Raw genomic sequence first — 16,078 nt, 5'->3', positions numbered from 1 at the left:
GGCGCGTGCGGGATCGGCGGGATCAGTCGGTACCGGTGGCCTCGGGGGTCTCGGCGGGCGTCGCCCCCTCGGGGGCCAGGGCCTGGCCGTCCGCGGGGACCCGCGCACCGGTGGCGGGCACCTCCACGGTGGCCATGCCGTGGGGCACGGGGCAGCCCTGGGGGAAGGTGCCGATGCGCGAGGGGTCGTAGCCGCCGGGGTAGCTGCGGACGTTCGGGCTCTGCCGGGCCCAGCGCGGCTCGGTGCGCGGCGGCATGAACCGGACCACCCTCGCCCGCAGGCGCAGCGCGCCCGCGGCCAGGGAGCGCCAGGCGGCGGACGGCTCGGGGTAGCGGAACGCCGTGATGAGGCGGTCGTCCAGCAGTGCCTTGGTGAAGGGGCGCACCAGCGGGCGCTGCCAGGCCGGGTAGAAGTCCACCATCAGCCCGAGGGTGGCGTCGGAGACGGCCCGGCCGCCCTCGGTGTAGGCGAAGTGCTCCTTCTCGTAGGAGTCGAACAGCTCGTGGAACTCCGCGTAGGTCTCGGGGATGTCCTTGATCCCCATGTGCCTGCCGAGCCTGCGGTAGTAGTTGGTGCTCGCGGCGATCTCGTGGTCGGACAGCCGGCGCCAGCCGTACCCGTACTCGTTGATCCAGCGCACCGGCATGACGACGAACGTGCTCAGGACGTAGCGGTAGTCGTCGTTGGAGATGTCGTAGGACCGGTGCATCTGGTTCATCCGCCGCAGGGCGTCGCGTCCCCGCCCCGGGCCGAACCCGTGCTCCATGATGTCGTTGAGGATGAGCGCGGTGTCGTCGTAGCGGTGCTGGGTGCGCTCGGTGAACTCCTGTGTGTGCGCCAGCAGCTCCCCGACGCTCGGCACCGCGTAGGTCCGGTACAGGGCCAGACCGAGCGCCTGCTCGATGTCCCACGGGAACTCGTGCGTCGCCAGGATGCGCACGATCTCCTCGCAGTCGGCCTCGGCGTCCAGGGCGTGGATCCGGTCGCGCCACTCGAACCGCTTCATGGGGGAGTCAACTCCAGTCACCTCTGCGGGCCCGCCCGTGACGGGTCCATGGTCGGCGGGGCGGGGCACATCCGTGACGTGCCACGGAGCGCACTTTACCCGGAATGTCCTTTTGTACAAGGACTCCGGGTGCGGTGGCCACTCCGCCGAACCCTAACCGTGTCCGGTTCGTAACCCCCCGTACGGGCCCCCGCAACACGCGGGGCGGGCGGGTCCGCGACCCGCCCGCCCCGAGAAGAGGGGTGCGCCCCGGCTCAGGCGGCCATGCGCTCGGCGACCCGGGTGACCAGGGTGAGCAGGACCTGCTTGGCCGAGGAGCGCACGCGAGCGTCGCACAGGACCACCGGGATCGCCGGGTCCAGGGTCAGCGCCGCCCGCACCTCCTCCGCCTCGTACTGGTGCGCGCCGTCGAAGCAGTTCACCGCGACGACGAACGGCACCCCCCGCCGCTCGAAGAAGTCCACCGCGGCGAAGCAGGTCTCCAGGCGGCGCGTGTCGGCGATGACGATGGCGCCCAGGGCGCCCTCCGACAGCTCCTCCCACATGAACCAGAAGCGCTCCTGGCCGGGCGTGCCGAACAGGTACAGCACCAGGCTGGGGCTGATGGTGATGCGGCCGAAGTCCAGCGCCACCGTCGTGGTCGTCTTGGACTCCACGCCCGACAGGTCGTCCACGCCGTAGCTGGCCTCGGTCATCACCTCCTCGGTGCTGAGCGGGGCGATCTCGCTCACCGAGCCCACCAGGGTGGTCTTGCCGGCCCCGAAGCCGCCCGCGACCAGGATCTTCAGTGCGGACGGAACGATGTCCCGGGAGAGGTCAGAGTCGCTGGATGCCATCGAGAACCGCCTGGAGTACGTCCCGGCTGACCGGGCTCTTCGCTGTGTAAGGGGCGCGGGCCAGGGCGAGCCCGCGGTTGAGGAGGTCGCTGAGCAGGACCTTCACGACGGCCACCGGGATGTCCAGGTGGGCGGACAGCTCGGCGACCGACAGGGGGCGGCGGCACAGCTCCAGGATCCGGATCTGCTCGGGCTCCAGGGCCATCTCGTCGACCTCGGCCCGCTTGGCCGCGATGACCACGCTGATCATGTCCAGCTTGACCGTGTCGGCGTGGTCGCGCCCCTGGGCGATCACGTACGGACGGACCAGCGGCCCGGCCTCCGGGCCGTCCGGTCCGCCCGGCTCCGCGTCCCCGTACCCGCCGACCGCGTCGCGGTGCGGCGGGCCGTGGGGATCCGTGCCCGGATCGAATGCGTCGTGCGCTTGCATGGCCGCCCCCTATCGCGTGGCTTCTCCGGTCGCTCCCTCATGGCGGGGTGCCGCGTCGAGGTAGCGGCCCACCTGCTCGACCAGGACGTTCATCTCGTAGGCGATGAGGCCCACGTCGGCGCTCTCCTCGGCCAGGACCGCCAGGCAGGCGCCCCGGCCCGCGCCGGTGACGAAGAGGTAGGCGCGCTCCATCTCGACCACGGTCTGGAGCACGTCGCCGCCGTCGAAGTGCCGGCCCGTGCCCCGGGCCAGGCTCTGGAAGGCGGAGGCGACCGCCGACAGGTGCTCGGCGTCCTCCTTGGCCAGCTCGCGCGAGCGGCCGATCAGCAGGCCGTCCGCGGAGAGGACGATGGCGTGCCGGGAGCCCACCGCGCGCTCGAGCAACTCGTCCAGCAGCCAGTCGATGTCCTTCTTGCCCGAGCCTTCGCGCTCGATGCGTTCGGGAGTACTCGTCACTGTCAGTCGTCCTTGTCGGTCTCGTGGGTCTGCTGCTTGCCTTCGCGCCGACCGCGATCGGTCCCCTTCTGGAACGCGGTCATGTTCCGGCGCAGGCGCGCCAGCCGCTCGGCGCCGTCGACGCCGCCCGCGCCGGGGGCCGGGGCCCCCGCCGCGTCACCGTTCCGAGCAGGGGGCTCGGGGTCGGCGGCCAGTTGCGGGGCCAGGTTCTCCTGGGGACGGCGTTTGGGGAGGGAGGGCCGTCCGCCGCCGGCCTCGACCCGCTCCGGCGCCGCCGGCCCGGGGCCGGGGACCGCGCTGATGGCGGGCCGGCGGGTGGGCAGTGGCGGCCGGGGGCCGGGGTCCCCGGCGAGGACGTCGGCGCCGTCGAGGACGTCGGTGCCGCCGGTGGCGGGGGGCGCCTCGGCGCCGGTCGCGCCGTCCCCGGACTCCGCGCCGGCGGACGGGGCGTCGCCAACCTGTGAGTCCTCAGCCGCGTCGGCGGACGGGGTCCCCGCGTCCGCGGGCACCGGGGCCAGGACCGGGGTGGGCCCGGACTCCAGGGCGCGGCCGGGGGCGTGGTCGATGATCTCGCGCACCTCCCAGATGTCGCCGTCCTGCTCCTCGGAGGCGGGCAGCGAGGAGCGCTCGCCGGTGATGATCTCGTGCGGCAGCAGGACGATCGCCTGCACGCCGCCGTACGGCGACGGGCGCAGGTGCACCTTGATGCCGTGCCGGTGCGCCAGGCGGGACACCACGAACAGGCCCAGGCGCATCTTCTCGTTGAGGCGCATGACGTCGAACTCGGGCGGGTCGGCCAGCAGCCGGTTGGCGGAGGCCAGCTCCTCCTCGGTCATGCCCAGGCCGCGGTCCTCGATCTCGATCGTCACACCGTTGGGCACGTCGTCGCTGCTCAGCCGCACCTGGGTGTGCGGGGGCGAGAACATGGCGGCGTTGTCGACCAGCTCGGCGACCAGGTGGATGACGTCGGCGACGGCCGGGCCGTTGAGGTGCACGCGGGCGATGCGCTCGCGCTTGACCCGGGTGTAGTCGCCGGACTCGGAGATGGCGCCGCGCAGCACGTCGATGAGCGGCATCGGCCGGTGCCAGGTCCGCCCGGGGGCCTCGCCGCCGAGGATCAGCAGGTTCTCGGCGTTGCGGCGGGAGCGGGTGGCCAGGTGGTCGAGCTTGAACAGCTGGGCGAGCTGCTCGGGGTCCTCCTGCTCGCGCTCCATCTTGTCCAGGAGGCGCAGCTGGCGGTGGACCAGGGTCTGGCTGCGGTGGGCGATGTTGAGGAACACCCGGTTGATGCCCTGGCGCAGCTCCGTCTGCTGGACGGCCTCGTCGACCGCGGCCCGCTGGGCGGTGTTGAACGCGCGGGCCACGTCGCCGATCTCGTCGTCGCTGGTCGCCATGAGCGGCAGCATCGCGTCGGTGTCCACCCGCTCGCCGCGGTGCAGCCGGTCCATGAGGTCGGGCAGGCGCTGCTCGGCCAGGTCGTTGGCGTCGTTGCGCAGGCGCAGCAGGCGGGCGGTGAGCGACCGGGAGGAGCGGCGGGCCAGCAGGAAGGCGACGCTGAAGACGGCGGCGACGCCCAGGCTGCCGCCGACGGCGACGAACACGGCCCGGTGGGCCTGGTCACGGGTGATGCTAGCGGCGTAGAACGCCTCGTCCGCGCCGATCTCGGTGAGCTCGCCCAGCACGTACGCGTGGTCGGCGGCCCACTCGTCGCGGTTCACCGGCATGGACAGGTTCTCGACGTCGGTGACGGCGAGGGTGACCGGGTCGGTGACGGACTCGGTCTCGATCCGCCGCTCGATGATCCGCGACTCCATCTCGGTGAGCCGCGCGAACTCGGGGCTGTCCAGTACCGCTTCGAGCCGCTCGGCCTGCCCGGGGCCCGAGATGTAGGGACCGTTGGCCTCCAGCAGGTGCCGGTAGGAGCTGACGAGCTCGGCGAAGGCGAGCTGGTCCTCCCAGGTGAGCTCGTCGTCGGCGAAGCCCTGCGCGAGCTGGGCGTCGGCGCGGGCGAACAGGTCGACGGTGCGGAACATGTACACGGCGCTGAAGCCGGGGTCGACCGACTCCGCCTCGTTGCCGGTGCGGGCCTGGCTGTCGAACGTGTCGGCACCGTGCAGGACCAACTCGTTGTAGTACTCCAGGACCTCGTCGCGGGACAGGGAGCCGTCGTCCACCCCGGCCCGGATCTCGTCGATCCGCCCGTACTCCTCGTGGAGCATGGTGATGTGGTGGCCGGAGTCGCCGGGGGCCAGGTCGACGAACCCGATGAGCTCGCCGATGACCACACCGAGCGAGGCGTCCGTGCTCTCCCGGGCCTCGGCCAGCTCGGCGGCCAGCTCCTGGTCGTCGGAGTGCTCGATGTAGGCGATGCTGCGCGCGCGCTCGCGCATGGCGTCGACCAGGCCCACGGCGGCCGGGGTGACCATGTCGTCGGTCGCCGAGGCCCGGATCAGCTTCATCCCGGCGTCGAAGGCCAACACCAGGGTGAGGATCAGCCACAGGGCGAGCAGGGCCGCCGTGGGGATCGTGACCATTGCGCGGATGCGGGACGCGATCGTCCGCCCGCGTCTCGGGGGTACTGCCTGCACGGTTCTCCTGTCGATCCGCGTCGAAAGTCTTCTCGGGGTGCGGTATCAGGGGCGCCGTCCCGACCGGTGCCCTGTCCTCGACACCGCGGGCCCTTGAGGGGTCGCCCGCCCTGCGGGCCGCGTGCGCTCGGGGGTGTCGCGACACGGGACCTACCGCAGGGTAACCACAAACGCGGCATTTCGGCGTCGGGGATCGTATCTCGGCAGAGAAACGACGAAATATCCGGGTGGTGGAGGCAGTCTGCCATGACGAGGCGGAACGTCCGCCTGGAGGGTCGGGACTATTGGGGTGGGCGGCCCCTGGGGGCCTATAGGGCGAATGTCACATATTGCGGAGCGAAGTGCAAGAAGTGCTCCGTGTGACGACGTTCGAAAGCGACCATATCGGTTCAAAGAGGCGTTCGATACCCGGAGAGCCGCCCGGCGTACTACCGTTGCGCCCTGGACAGGGAGCAGGGAGGGCAGTGCGCGTGATCCGACCGTTCGGCACCGGGCAGGGGGCCGTGGACGTGGCCGTCGTCGCCGTTCCCCTGCTCGTCCTTCTCGCCGCCGCCTTCTACCTGCGCGGACAGCACCGGCGCTACGGCCGGCTGTACGGCCGCCCCGGCCGCGCCAGCCTCGCCGCGCTGGCGGCCGGCCTGGCCCTGGCCGCCTACGCCGTCTGGCCGCTGCCCGCCGCCGTCGACGGGCTGTGCTCGCCCGGGGCGGGCCAGGGGCCCGCCGACCGGTACGGACCGGTCCTGGCCTTCGCGCTCTTCCTGCCCGTCGGCTGGCTGGCCCGCGACCGCTTCCGCCGCGGCCCGGTCGTCACCCTGTTGCTGGGGTCGGGCCTGGCCCTGGCCGCCGACGCCGTCCGCGGCACCGGCCTGCTGGGCGTGTACCCCTGCGCCTACGCCGAGGCGTCCCCGCTGTTCGTCGCGCTCGGCGCCGCGGGGACCGCCGCCGGCTGGCTGCTCGCCCGGTTCCTGCTGCCGCTGTGGCCCTGGGGCGACACCCGCGGCTGGCCGGGCGCGGTGCCCGACCGGGTCGCGCCCGACCTCACCCGCCGCACCCTGGGCACCCTGCTCGACCTGGGCCTGTGGTGGTACGGGGCGGGCACCCTGACCGCCGCCATGACCGCCGTGGGCGTGATCGGCTCCGACCCCGACGGGCACGTCCGCACCGCCGTGCTGCTGGGCACCGCCGCCGTCTTCGGGGTGTTCGTGCCGCAGGTGCGCAGGGACCGCTGCACCCCCGGCCGCGCCGCCGTCCGGCTGGCGCTCACCGAGCCCGCCCGCCCCGCCCCCGCCTCCCGCCCGCGGGTGCTGGCGCGCACCGCGCTGCTCACCGCCCCGGTGGCGCTGCTCACCGCGTTCGGCCACCCGTGGATCGCGCTCGCCGTCGTGGTGGTGCACGCCAGTTCGGCGCTGGTCCGTCCGGACCGGGTCGGCCTGGCCGACCTGCTGTGCGGCACCCGCGTGCGCACCCGGGCGATCACCGACGGCTCGTTGCCGTCCCGCCTGGTCCGCTACTCCGAGCCCCGCGAACCCGCCGCGGCCCGGATCTAGCTTCCCGGGTCCCAGTCGAGGTCCCAGGCGAGGTAGCCCAGCAGCACCCCGGCGGCGACCAGGATCGCGCCCAGGGCGGCGAACATGCCGCGCACCCAGTGCGACAGCCAGGGCGCCGACACGATGCGGGCCAGCTCCGGGGTCTCGGGGTCGTAGGAGACGGTGACGATCTCACCCGCCCGCGAGGCCGTCCATCCCGTGTTCTCGTGCTCGGCGTGCACCTCCCGGCCGTCCTCGGTGCGGAACTGCACGACCATCCGCGAGGCCGTCGAGGTCTCGCGGTAGCCGATGACCCGCCCCTTGGCGCGCACCCCGTGGCGGATCAGGCGCAGCTCCAGCCGGGTGTCACGGGTGACCACCGCCAGGATGACCAGCCCGGACAGCAGGGGCAGCAGCGGGTACAGCGAGGCCATGTCAGGCGTCCTCTCAGGGGTCTGCGGGGGAGTCGGACGTCCCCAGGAGGCCGTGGACCATCCGGGTCAGGGTGGCGTGGACCTCCTCCGCCGGCCGGTCCGGCTGGAGGGTCCGCCAGTCGAGGGCCACCGTCACCACCATGCCGAACAGCGCGGATCCCGCAAGCCCGGTGTCCAGGTCCGGCCGGAGCCGTCCGATGGCGGCCAGCGCGTCCAGGCGCGCGGTGACGACGCCGATCGCCTCCGTGCGGATCTGGCGGACCGTGGTGTACCAGGTCCGGTTGGTCCGCCAGGCCTCGGCCATGAGCAGCCGGGCCAGTGCCTCGTGCGCTCCGATGAACTCCACCCCGGCCCGCAGGACCGCCGTCAGGGCCTCGGCCGGGTCGGCGTCCGGGTCGGGGGCCGCCTCCTTGAGGGTGTCGGCCAGCCGGGTGATGCCCCATTCCATCAGCGCCGTGTAGAGCTCGCTCTTGCCGCCGAAGTTGTAGTAGACGGTGCCCTTGGCCACGCCCGCGCGCTCGGCGATCTCGTCGACGGTGGTGGCGCCGTACCCCTGCTCGGAGATCAGGGTCACGGCGGCCTCGAACAGCCGCCGGCGGGTGGCTTCGCGGCGGTTGCTCACGGGTCGGTCGGGGGTGCTCACACTCATCCGGTCCATTCTGCCCCCGAACGGCACCGGAACTCCTCCGGCGCCGCCGCGGGCATCGCCCCCTCGGCCCTGTTCAGAGCTTCAGGGAGGGGTACAGGGCGCTCATCGTCCACACCCTCTTGCGGTCCACGGTCATCCAGGTCAGCAGCAGGGGCACGACGAGCCACAGGGCCATGACCCCGAACGCGGGCCAGACCAGGTCCAGGTCGCCGCCGCCCGTCAGGTTGCGCAGGGCGGTCACCCCCCAGTGCAGCGGCAGGTAGGGGCCGATCGCCTGGAAGAACGCCGGGCTGGTCTCGATCGGGTAGGTGCCGCCGGCCGAGGTCAGCTGGAGCACCAGCAGCGCCAGCGCCACCACCCGCCCGGCCGCGCCGAACCGCACGTTCAGGTACTGGACCGTGGCGGCGAACGCCGCGGCGGTCAGCAGCAGGAACGCGATGAGCACCGGCCAGTTCCAGGACTGCAGCCCCAGCAGCAGGTGCAGCGCCGCCATCATGACGGCCACCTGCCCGAACCCCAGCAGCATCGGGGCGATCCGCCCGGCCAGCGCCACCCGCCAGGAGGGGGCGGAGGAGGCCAGGGCGCGCGTGGACAGCGCCGGCAGCACCATGAACACCACCATCGCGCCCACCCACAGGGACAGCGGGACGAAGAACGGCGCGAACCCGGTGCCGTAGTCGGGGGCCTCGTTGTCGATCTCGCTGCTCAGCCGGACCGGGGCGCTCATCATGTCGCCCGCGTTCTCCCGGCCCGCGTCGCTGTAGGTGGGGATCTCCCCGACCCCGTCCTCCAGCCCGCCGGCCAGCTCGTCGGAGCCCTCGGACAGCTCGCCCAGCCCCTCGTGGAGTTCGCCGGAGCCCTCGCTGAGCAGCCCCAGGCCCTCGTCGAGCTCGCCGGAGGCGGTGGACGCCTCCTTCAGGCCGTCGCGCAGCTCCCCGGCGCCCTCGGCCAGCTCCTCCAGGCCCTCGTCCAGCTCGTCGAGCTTCTCGCGGGCGTCCTCGGCGTCCTCGATGTACCCGGGCAGGTCCTCGGCCAGCTCGGCGGCCTTCTCGCTCAGGTCGGCCGCCTCGTCGGCGGCGGAGACGATGTCCTCGCGGTTGTCCTCCACGAACGTCGCCGTGGACAGCGCGATGCCCATCCCCTCCTGGAGGTCGCACAGCAGCAGGTAGAGGTCGGGCTGCTCGGTCTCCAGCTCCGGGTGCTCCCGCAGGTAGGCGTCCAGCCGCCCGTCCAGCTCCTCCAGCCCGGCGGTGTCGATCTCCTCGGGGAGCTCGTGCAGGAGGTCGGCCAGGCCGCCGGAGAGGTCGGCGACCAGCTCGGCCCGCTCCTGGATGTCGGGGGCGTCCTCCTCCAGCCGGGGCAGCCACTCGTCGGCGAGCTCGTCGATCTTCTCGACCTGCGCGGACACCTCGGTCGAGGCGGTCGAGGCGCCGGTGGCCAGGGTCCGCGAGCCCGCGTACAGCTCGCCCAGCCCGGTGTCCAGCTCGCCCATGCCCTCGTGGGCGGTGCCCAGGTTGGTCGACAGCTCGCCGGACCCCTCGTAGGCGTCGCCCGCGCCCTCCGACAGCATCCCGGCGCCCTCGGCGGCCTCCTCGGTCTTGCCGTGGATCTCGTTGAAGCCCAGGAAGATCTGGTCGAGGTAGCCCTTGATCGCGGTCTGCTCGGCGGCGTCGCGGACCTCCTTGAAGGCCGAGCCCGCCAGTTGGCGCACGACGAAGCTGTTGGCGTCGTTGTAGTGGGCGATCAGCATCGCCTGCACCGGTTGCTCGCGGTCGCGGGAGGGCGAGGTCAGGTCGGCGCTGAAGGTCTCGGGGATGGTCAGGGACACGTAGTAGTCGCCCTCGGTGACCCCGCGGGCGGCCTCCCGCGCGTCCACGAGGTGCCAGTCGAGGTCGCCGCGCTCGACGAGGGTGTCGGCCAGCTCCTCGCCCGCGTTCACCTCCTCGCCGTCCACCACGACGGGGCGGTCCTCGTTGACGAGGGCGACGGGCAGGTGCTCCATCCGGCCGAAGGGGTCCCAGAAGGACCACAGGTACATGCCGGAGTAGAGCAGGGGGATGAGCAGCAGGGCGGCCAGCGCCGCGGTGGGCAGCGGGGAGCGGAGGAAGGACCGCACGGTGAGCAGTCCCAGGCGGGGGACCGCGAAGGGGCGGAACCGGGGGCGGGTGGTCTCATCGGTCACGGCGGTCGTCCCCGTCCTCTCCCTCGGCGCCGGCGGCGGTCCCGCGGTCGGCGAACAGCTCGGACAGGCGCATCTCCCCGCCCTCCCCGGAGTCCGCGGAGTCCCCGTCCGGGGGGTCGCCCTGGTCGATGGGCAGCGGCCCCTGGGTGTCGGTGTCGGCGACCTCGGCCAGGGCGTCGGCGTCGGCGCAGGTGGCGATCACGGTCAGCCCGGCGTCGGTCAGCCGTTTGAGGCTGCGCCACATCAGTGCCTGGTGCTCGTCGGACAGCCCGCCGTCGACGTCGTCCACGGCCAGCAGCCGGGGCTCGGCCATCAGGGCCAGCGCCACGCCCAGGCGGCGGCGCTGGAGCGCGTCCAGCTCCTTGACCAAGGTGCGCCGGTCCAGGTCCTCCAGGTCGGCGGCCTCCAGGGCGAAGTCGGCCAGCCCCCGCGCGGCGGGACGGAACCGCAGCAGCGCCGCCTCGGACAGGTGCTCGCCCACCCGCAGCCGCTCGTCCAGGGAGTTGACCTCGGTCATCAGCCCCAGCGCGCTGATCCGGCGCACCCGGCGCGCCCGCCGGGGCAGCTCGTGGCCGTCCACGTACACGGTCCCCGAGGTGGGCCGCATCCGGCCGGTGAGGGTCAGCAGCAGGGCGCTGCGCCCGCCGCCGGAGTCGGCCTGGAACACGGTGAGGGTGCCCGGCCGCGCGGTGAAGTCCACGCCCGTGTACACGGGACCCTCGCGGGTGACCAGCGCGACGTCCTCCGCCACGACCCGGGCCCCGGTGGCCAGACGCATTCTCCGCCTCCTTTTTGAACTGACCGGTCAGTGCAAAACCGGCGGGTTCACCGTACCGCCCCGGCCCGCCGCTCCGAGCATCCGACGCCGTGACTCCGCGCACAACGCGACGCACGCTGCGGCGGCGGGAACACACGAGGATTTGACGGGCGGCCCGCCCTGTGCCGGATCCCGGCCCGGGTGCGGTTGTATGGGGGAGGGGCCCGCCTCCGGCGGGCCGCGTCGAAGCGAGGGGAGGCGTCGGGTGTCGGACATCGCCGAACGGGTCGGCCGGATCCTGGACGACCCGGAGAACTGGCCGAGCGATCCCAAGGAGGCCGTGGCGCTCCAGCGCCGCATGGCCGGCCGGGTGCGCGCGGAGCCGCTGGACGCGTCGGCGGTCCGCACGGTCGCCGGGCTCGACGTCAGCTACGCCAAGGACGACTCGGCGCTCTCGGCGGCCGCCGTGGTCCTGGACGCCGCCACCCTGGAGGTCGTGGAGTCGGTCGCCATCGCCTCCGAGGTGTCCTTCCCCTACATCTCCGGGCTCTTCTCCTTCCGGGAGCTGCCGCCCGTGCTGGAGGCCCTCGGCCGGCTGGAGACCACGCCCGACGTGTACCTGTGCGACGGGTTCGGCCTGGCCCACCCGCGCCGCTTCGGGGTGGCCTCCCACCTGGGGGTCCTGCTCGACCTGCCGGTCGTCGGCTCGGCCAAGTCGGTGCTCTACGGCAGGCACTCGGAGCCGGGGCGGGAGCGCGGGTCGTGGACGCCCATGGTCGCCGGGCGCTCGGAGGTCGTCCCCGACTCCGCGGCCCTGGCCGCCGGCGGCGCCGAGGTGATCGGCCGGGTCCTGCGCACACGCGCCGGGGTCAAGCCCGTCTACGTCTCCGTCGGCCACCGGGTGGACCTGGACGGCGCCGCCGACCTGGTGCTGCGCCTGTCGCCGAAGTACCGGGTGCCCGAGCCGGTCCGCCACGCCGACCGGCTGTGCGGCGAGCACCGCAAGGAGGTCCTGGCCGCCCGCACCGCGTCGGGGGAGTAGGGCCCGGCCCCGGGGACGCGAGAGGGGAGGCGCCGCGGCGCCTCCCCGGGGTCCGTCGGTTCACCCGCGGCGGCGGGTCACCAGCTGGTGGGCACCGGGCGCCCCTCGGCGTAGCCGGCCGAGCTCTGCACGCCGACCACGGCGTGCTCGTGGAACTCCTCCAGCGAGCTCGCGCCCGCGTAGGTCATGGAGCTGCGCACACCCGCGATGATCTGGTCGATCAGGTCCTCCACACCCGGGCGCTCGGGGTCCAGGTACATGCGGCCGGTGGAGATGCCCTCCTCGAACAGCGCCTTGCGGGCCCGCTCGAACGGCGAGTCGTCGGCGGTGCGCAGCCGGACCGCGCGCGCCGACGCCATGCCGAAGCTCTCCTTGTACTGGCGGCCCTCGGCGTCGCGCATGACGTCGCCCGGCGACTCGTAGGTGCCCGCGAACCAGGAGCCGATCATCACGTTGGACGCGCCGGCCGCCAGCGCCAGGGCCACGTCGCGCGGGTGGCGCACGCCGCCGTCCGCCCACACGTGGCCGCCCAGCTCGCGCGCGGCCGCCGCGCACTCCAGCACCGCCGAGAACTGGGGGCGGCCCACCGCGGTCATCATGCGGGTGGTGCACATCGCGCCCGGGCCCACACCGACCTTGACGATGTCGGCCCCGGCCTCGATGAGGTCGCGGGTGCCCTGCGCGGTGACGATGTTGCCCGCCACGATCGGCACCGACGGGGACAGCGACCGCACCTTGGCGATCGCGGACAGCATCTTCTCCTGGTGGCCGTGCGCGGTGTCGATCACCAGGGTGTCCACCCCGGCGGCCAGCAGGTCGGCGGCCTTGCCCGCCACGTCGCCGTTGATGCCGACGGCCGCGGCCACCCGCAGGCGGCCCCGGTCGTCCACGGCCGGCTTGTACAGGGTGGAGCGCAGCGCCCCCGTGCGGGTCAGCACGCCCACCAGGGCGCCGCCGCCGTCCACCACCGGCGCCAGCCGGTGCCGGGAGTCGTGCAGGATCGCGAACGCCGCCTCGGGCTCGGTGTCGACCGGGATGGTCACCAGCTCCGTGGACATGACGTCGCGCAGCTGGGAGAAGCGGTCGACGCCCGCGCAGTCCGCGTCGGTGACCACGCCGACCGGGCGGCGGGCCTCGTCGACGACGATGACCGCGTTGTGCGCCCGCTTGGGCAGCAGGTTGAGGGCCTCGCCCACGGTGCTGCCCGGGTTCAGGGTGATCGCGGTGTCGTGGACCAGGTGCCGCTGCTTGGTCCAGGCGATGACGTCGGAGACCACCTCGATGGGGATGTCCTGCGGGATGACCGCGACACCGCCGCGCCGGGCGATGGTCTCGGCCATCCGGCGGCCCGCGACCGCCGTCATGTTCGCCACCACCAGCGGGATGGTGGTGCCGGTGCCGTCCGGCGAGGACAGGTCCACGCTGAGCCGGGAGCCCACGGCGCTCCGGTTCGGGACCATGAACACGTCGCTGTAGGTCAGGTCCTGCTGGGGCGCCTGGTCGTTGAGAAAACGCAATGCCTCTACCTCGGTCGAGACCGAAGGGGGTGGACCATCCGGTGCCAGCGCACACGGCCGCCTGTTGATCCCCCTCTTACCAGTCAAGTATGCCGTCACCGATTGGCTCGGACGACCCCCCATCTGGCATGATGACTCGATTCCCGCTGACACGGCCCCTCCCCCGGCCCCTGGCAGACCGCTGTCGCAGGGTGCGGGTGCGGGGCGGCGCTTCCCTGGAGACACACGCATGCCGCGTTTCACGTTCGCGCAGGTGAAGGAAGAGACCTACAAGGCGAAGGACGCCTGGTGGACGGTCTTCCTGGTCGACCCGCTCGCAGGTCGACTGGTGGTGTGGACCGCCAACCGCACCGACATCACCCCCAACCAGCTGACCCTGGGGGCGGGGGTCCTGGGCCTGCTGTCCGCGGTGAGCTTCGTCATGCCGGTGTCGGGGATCGGCGCAGACTGGGCCTGGATGGTGCTGGGCGCCCTGCTGTTCCACCTCAGCTTCGTGCTGGACTGCATGGACGGGAAGATCGCCCGCCTGAAGGGCACCGGCACGGTCTTCGGCAGCTGGGTCGACTTCGTGTTCGACCGCATCCGGTTCTTCGGCTGCGTCATGGCACTGCTCATCGGCCAGTGGCTGGTGACGGACCAGGTCGCCTACCTGATCGCGGCCCCGGTCATCGTGTTCTTCGACCTGCTGCGCTACCTCAACGGCTCCCAGGTCGCCAAGACCCGCCGCGGGATGAACCAGACCCTGGCCGAGCTGGCCGGCGACACCGACACGCTGCGCGCCGACGCCGCCTCGGTCCTGGGCGGCGGAGGCCCCGAGGACGACGAGGGCGACTCCGTGCCCGGTGCGGCCGTCCCGGCGCAGGCCCCGGCGCCGAGCGGGCTCTACGGCCGGGTGCGCCACTTCCTGCTGAGCCACCGCGTGCGCCCGCACCTGTTCAGCGGTATCGAGTACGAGATGTTCCTGTGCGTGGTCGCCCCGGTCACGGTGCTGGTCTCCCTGTTCACCCCGCTGAACAGCCTCATCATCCCGATCGCCGTGTTCTCCGTGCTGGCGCTGGGCTTCTTCGAGGTCGTGCTGGTCGCCCGCCTGTGGAAGGACACCCGCCGCTTCGAGGTGCGCCGCCGCGAGCTGATCGCCGCCGGTGCGGTCCCGCAGCAGGAGCGGGTCGGCGGCAGCTGATCTGCGGGTCCTGCCGGATCCGGGGACGGGGAAGGGGCGGTGCGCACCGGCGCACCGCCCCTTCCCCGTCGTGTCCGCCGTGCCGGGGACCGGGGGTCAGACCCCCGCGACCGGCTTCTCCCGGTTCCCGTCGCCCTGCCCGCCGCCGTCCGCGGCGGGGGCCGGGGAGGCCGCCGGGGCCGGGGTGGGCTCCTCGCGCTTGAGGAACCAGGACATCTGCGGCTCGACCGCCCAGCGCATGGCCGCCCGCACCCACGGGGTGCACAGCAGCAGCGCCACCGCCAGGCCCACGCCGACGGTGATCGCCGCGCCGGTGAGGTTGTCCATGACGTCGTACCAGGGCGACGCCTTGAGGAGGATGAACACCACCGAGTGGCCCAGGAAGACGTACAGGGTGTAGGCGCCCAGGTCCGTGAACCAGGTCCGCCTCTTGGGGGTCAGCGCCAGGAACGCGACGGTCATCGCCAGGGCCAGGCCCATGAAGGCCAGCCGGATGCCCAGGCTCGGCATCAGCGGGTCGATGTCGCGGTCGGTCAGGCTGTCCCGCCAGAACAGCCAGTCGCTGCTGAGCCGGTCGGAGATGGGCACGGCCAGCACGGCGGTGGTGCCCAGCACGACGAGCGAGGCCAGGCGCAGCCACAGCCTGTCGAGCCACAGGAAGTGCTCGCGGCGCAGGCTCAGGCCCAGCACGAAGAACGGCAGGAAGCTCACCACGCGGCCCAGGGACAGGGTGTCGCTGAGGCTGGTGGTGGCGGCGAACAGCGAGATCGCGAACGCGATGAGGACCGGCGCCCGCAGCCGCTTCCACACCGGCACGCTCAGCCGCCACAGGAACAGGGCGACGAGGAACCACAGGGTCCAGGTCGGCTTGAGCAGCGACAGGGAGTCGCCCAGGCCGCCCCGCTCGACGGTGTAGATGGACTGGTGGATCGTCCAGAAGATCAGGTAGGGGACGGCGACGGTCAGGACCAGCTTCTCCACGCGGTTGGAGGAGCCGTCGAAGGACCTCGACAGGTACCCGCTGATCACGATGAACGCGGGCATGTGGAAGAAGTAGATCCAGTAGTACAGGGCACTGACGGCCGGGATGTCGCGCAGCGGCTCGATCGCGTGGCCGACGACGACCAGCACGATCAGGAGGAACTTGGCGTTGTCCAGGCGGGCGTCGCGGTACGGGGCCGTGCCTGGCGCCCCGGCCGCCGTGCTTGCGCCGGCCGGGGCGGCGGCGCCGGGCCCGGGCTTCGTGCGGTCGGTTTCCGGTCTGGTCATGGATGAGGCCACGAGTGGACTCCGGGGTCGGTGGACTTCACAGGGGCGTGTGCGTCGACGGGTTCCGCTCCGGGACTCGGGCGGGGGTTCCACGCCGTTCGGGCGTTGCGGTGCCGCGTGGCGCGCGAGGGGGGCACCGGAACATCGGATGAATCGGATCGTGCTGCGTTACCCTACTGTGATGTAAGAAGGTGCGCCAGCGGTTC

At 72.8% G+C, this 16,078-nt stretch carries 14 protein-coding genes; 3 read left to right on the top strand and 11 right to left on the bottom strand.

From position 1 onward, the window contains the following. Nucleotides 1-22: 22 nt before the first annotated feature. The 5 genes from ACFVNO_RS09410 to ACFVNO_RS09390 all read right to left on the bottom strand — a co-directional run bounded on the left by ACFVNO_RS09410 (nt 23) and on the right by ACFVNO_RS09390 (nt 5,262). Complete coding sequence (locus tag ACFVNO_RS09410; protein WP_355258124.1) at nt 23-1,006, bottom strand: oxygenase MpaB family protein; 984 nt, start codon at nt 1,004-1,006, stop codon at nt 23-25. Between the two features lie 254 nt (nt 1,007-1,260). Continuing rightward, on the bottom strand, nt 1,261-1,842 hold the full coding sequence (locus ACFVNO_RS09405) for an ATP/GTP-binding protein (RefSeq protein WP_220563044.1): 582 nt from the start codon (nt 1,840-1,842) through the stop codon (nt 1,261-1,263). Next, nucleotides 1,823-2,272: a DUF742 domain-containing protein gene (locus ACFVNO_RS09400; RefSeq protein WP_220563043.1), complete on the bottom strand. Its 450-nt coding sequence runs from the start codon at nt 2,270-2,272 to the stop codon at nt 1,823-1,825. The genes ACFVNO_RS09405 and ACFVNO_RS09400 overlap by 20 nt, the downstream gene beginning before the upstream one ends. A gap of 9 nt (nt 2,273-2,281) precedes the next feature. Then, nucleotides 2,282-2,728: a roadblock/LC7 domain-containing protein gene (locus tag ACFVNO_RS09395; protein WP_220563042.1), complete on the bottom strand. Its 447-nt coding sequence runs from the start codon at nt 2,726-2,728 to the stop codon at nt 2,282-2,284. A 2-nt stretch (nt 2,729-2,730) separates the two neighbouring features. Next, nucleotides 2,731-5,262, bottom strand: coding sequence for a nitrate- and nitrite sensing domain-containing protein (locus tag ACFVNO_RS09390; protein WP_355258119.1), 2,532 nt, complete (start codon nt 5,260-5,262; stop codon nt 2,731-2,733). A gap of 524 nt (nt 5,263-5,786) precedes the next feature. Here ACFVNO_RS09390 and ACFVNO_RS09385 point away from each other — a divergent pair. Next, the gene (locus tag ACFVNO_RS09385) at nt 5,787-6,863 is read left to right on the top strand and encodes an antibiotic resistance protein VanZ (RefSeq protein ID WP_355258116.1); all 1,077 of its coding nucleotides are present in this window, start codon (nt 5,787-5,789) and stop codon (nt 6,861-6,863) included. Here the strand turns inward: ACFVNO_RS09385 and ACFVNO_RS09380 are convergent. The 4 genes from ACFVNO_RS09380 to ACFVNO_RS09365 all read right to left on the bottom strand — a co-directional run bounded on the left by ACFVNO_RS09380 (nt 6,860) and on the right by ACFVNO_RS09365 (nt 10,885). Continuing rightward, complete coding sequence (locus ACFVNO_RS09380; RefSeq protein WP_220563039.1) at nt 6,860-7,276, bottom strand: DUF3592 domain-containing protein; 417 nt, start codon at nt 7,274-7,276, stop codon at nt 6,860-6,862. The genes ACFVNO_RS09385 and ACFVNO_RS09380 overlap by 4 nt on opposite strands. Nucleotides 7,277-7,289: 13 nt before the next feature. Beyond that, nucleotides 7,290-7,925: a TetR/AcrR family transcriptional regulator gene (locus ACFVNO_RS09375; RefSeq protein ID WP_370634594.1), complete on the bottom strand. Its 636-nt coding sequence runs from the start codon at nt 7,923-7,925 to the stop codon at nt 7,290-7,292. A gap of 73 nt (nt 7,926-7,998) precedes the next feature. Next, entirely contained in the window at nt 7,999-10,107 is a 2,109-nt protein-coding gene (locus tag ACFVNO_RS09370; RefSeq protein WP_355258112.1) for a YhgE/Pip domain-containing protein, read from the bottom strand. After that, nucleotides 10,097-10,885 (bottom strand): ATP-binding cassette domain-containing protein, encoded by a 789-nt coding sequence (locus tag ACFVNO_RS09365; RefSeq protein WP_378891026.1) that lies wholly within the window; start codon nt 10,883-10,885, stop codon nt 10,097-10,099. Before ACFVNO_RS09365 ends, ACFVNO_RS09370 begins: the two co-directional genes overlap by 11 nt. A gap of 244 nt (nt 10,886-11,129) precedes the next feature. On the opposite strand from ACFVNO_RS09365, the gene ACFVNO_RS09360 reads away from it, so the two are divergent. Then, nucleotides 11,130-11,906 (top strand): endonuclease V, encoded by a 777-nt coding sequence (locus ACFVNO_RS09360; protein WP_355258106.1) that lies wholly within the window; start codon nt 11,130-11,132, stop codon nt 11,904-11,906. 77 nt (nt 11,907-11,983) lie between these two features. Here the strand turns inward: ACFVNO_RS09360 and ACFVNO_RS09355 are convergent, their stop codons facing one another. Next, a complete protein-coding gene (locus tag ACFVNO_RS09355; RefSeq protein WP_355258103.1) occupies nt 11,984-13,423 on the bottom strand; it encodes a GuaB1 family IMP dehydrogenase-related protein in 1,440 nt (479 codons plus the stop codon). Between the two features lie 229 nt (nt 13,424-13,652). Here ACFVNO_RS09355 and ACFVNO_RS09350 point away from each other — a divergent pair, with 229 nt between their 5' ends. Next, the gene (locus ACFVNO_RS09350; protein ID WP_355258100.1) at nt 13,653-14,603 is read left to right on the top strand and encodes a CDP-alcohol phosphatidyltransferase family protein; all 951 of its coding nucleotides are present in this window, start codon (nt 13,653-13,655) and stop codon (nt 14,601-14,603) included. A gap of 96 nt (nt 14,604-14,699) precedes the next feature. Here the strand turns inward: ACFVNO_RS09350 and ACFVNO_RS09345 are convergent, their stop codons facing one another. Beyond that, the gene (locus ACFVNO_RS09345) at nt 14,700-15,872 is read right to left on the bottom strand and encodes an acyltransferase family protein (protein WP_378891021.1); all 1,173 of its coding nucleotides are present in this window, start codon (nt 15,870-15,872) and stop codon (nt 14,700-14,702) included. Between the last annotated feature and the right edge of the window lie 206 nt (nt 15,873-16,078).

It is taken from the genome of Nocardiopsis sp. NPDC057823, assembly GCF_042797335.1.
Classification (GTDB): domain Bacteria; phylum Actinomycetota; class Actinomycetes; order Streptosporangiales; family Streptosporangiaceae; genus Nocardiopsis; species Nocardiopsis changdeensis.
Note: the sequence above shows the minus strand (reverse complement) of the source record. Positions and strands in the feature narration are given on the sequence as shown.

What these genes read in the sequence shown, in the direction of transcription:
- ACFVNO_RS09410 (WP_355258124.1), bottom strand. Translation starts at nt 1,006, where the DNA reads ATGAAGCGGTTCGAGTGGCGCGACCGGATCCACGCCCTGGACGCCGAG.
- ACFVNO_RS09405 (WP_220563044.1), bottom strand. Translation starts at nt 1,842, where the DNA reads ATGGCATCCAGCGACTCTGACCTCTCCCGGGACATCGTTCCGTCCGCA.
- ACFVNO_RS09400 (WP_220563043.1), bottom strand. Translation starts at nt 2,272, where the DNA reads ATGCAAGCGCACGACGCATTCGATCCGGGCACGGATCCCCACGGCCCG.
- ACFVNO_RS09390 (WP_355258119.1), bottom strand. Translation starts at nt 5,262, where the DNA reads ATGGTCACGATCCCCACGGCGGCCCTGCTCGCCCTGTGGCTGATCCTC.
- ACFVNO_RS09380 (WP_220563039.1), bottom strand. Translation starts at nt 7,276, where the DNA reads ATGGCCTCGCTGTACCCGCTGCTGCCCCTGCTGTCCGGGCTGGTCATC.
- ACFVNO_RS09375 (WP_370634594.1), bottom strand. Translation starts at nt 7,925, where the DNA reads ATGAGTGTGAGCACCCCCGACCGACCCGTGAGCAACCGCCGCGAAGCC.
- ACFVNO_RS09365 (WP_378891026.1), bottom strand. Translation starts at nt 10,885, where the DNA reads ATGCGTCTGGCCACCGGGGCCCGGGTCGTGGCGGAGGACGTCGCGCTG.
- ACFVNO_RS09350 (WP_355258100.1), top strand. Translation starts at nt 13,653, where the DNA reads ATGCCGCGTTTCACGTTCGCGCAGGTGAAGGAAGAGACCTACAAGGCG.
- ACFVNO_RS09345 (WP_378891021.1), bottom strand. Translation starts at nt 15,872, where the DNA reads ATGACCAGACCGGAAACCGACCGCACGAAGCCCGGGCCCGGCGCCGCC.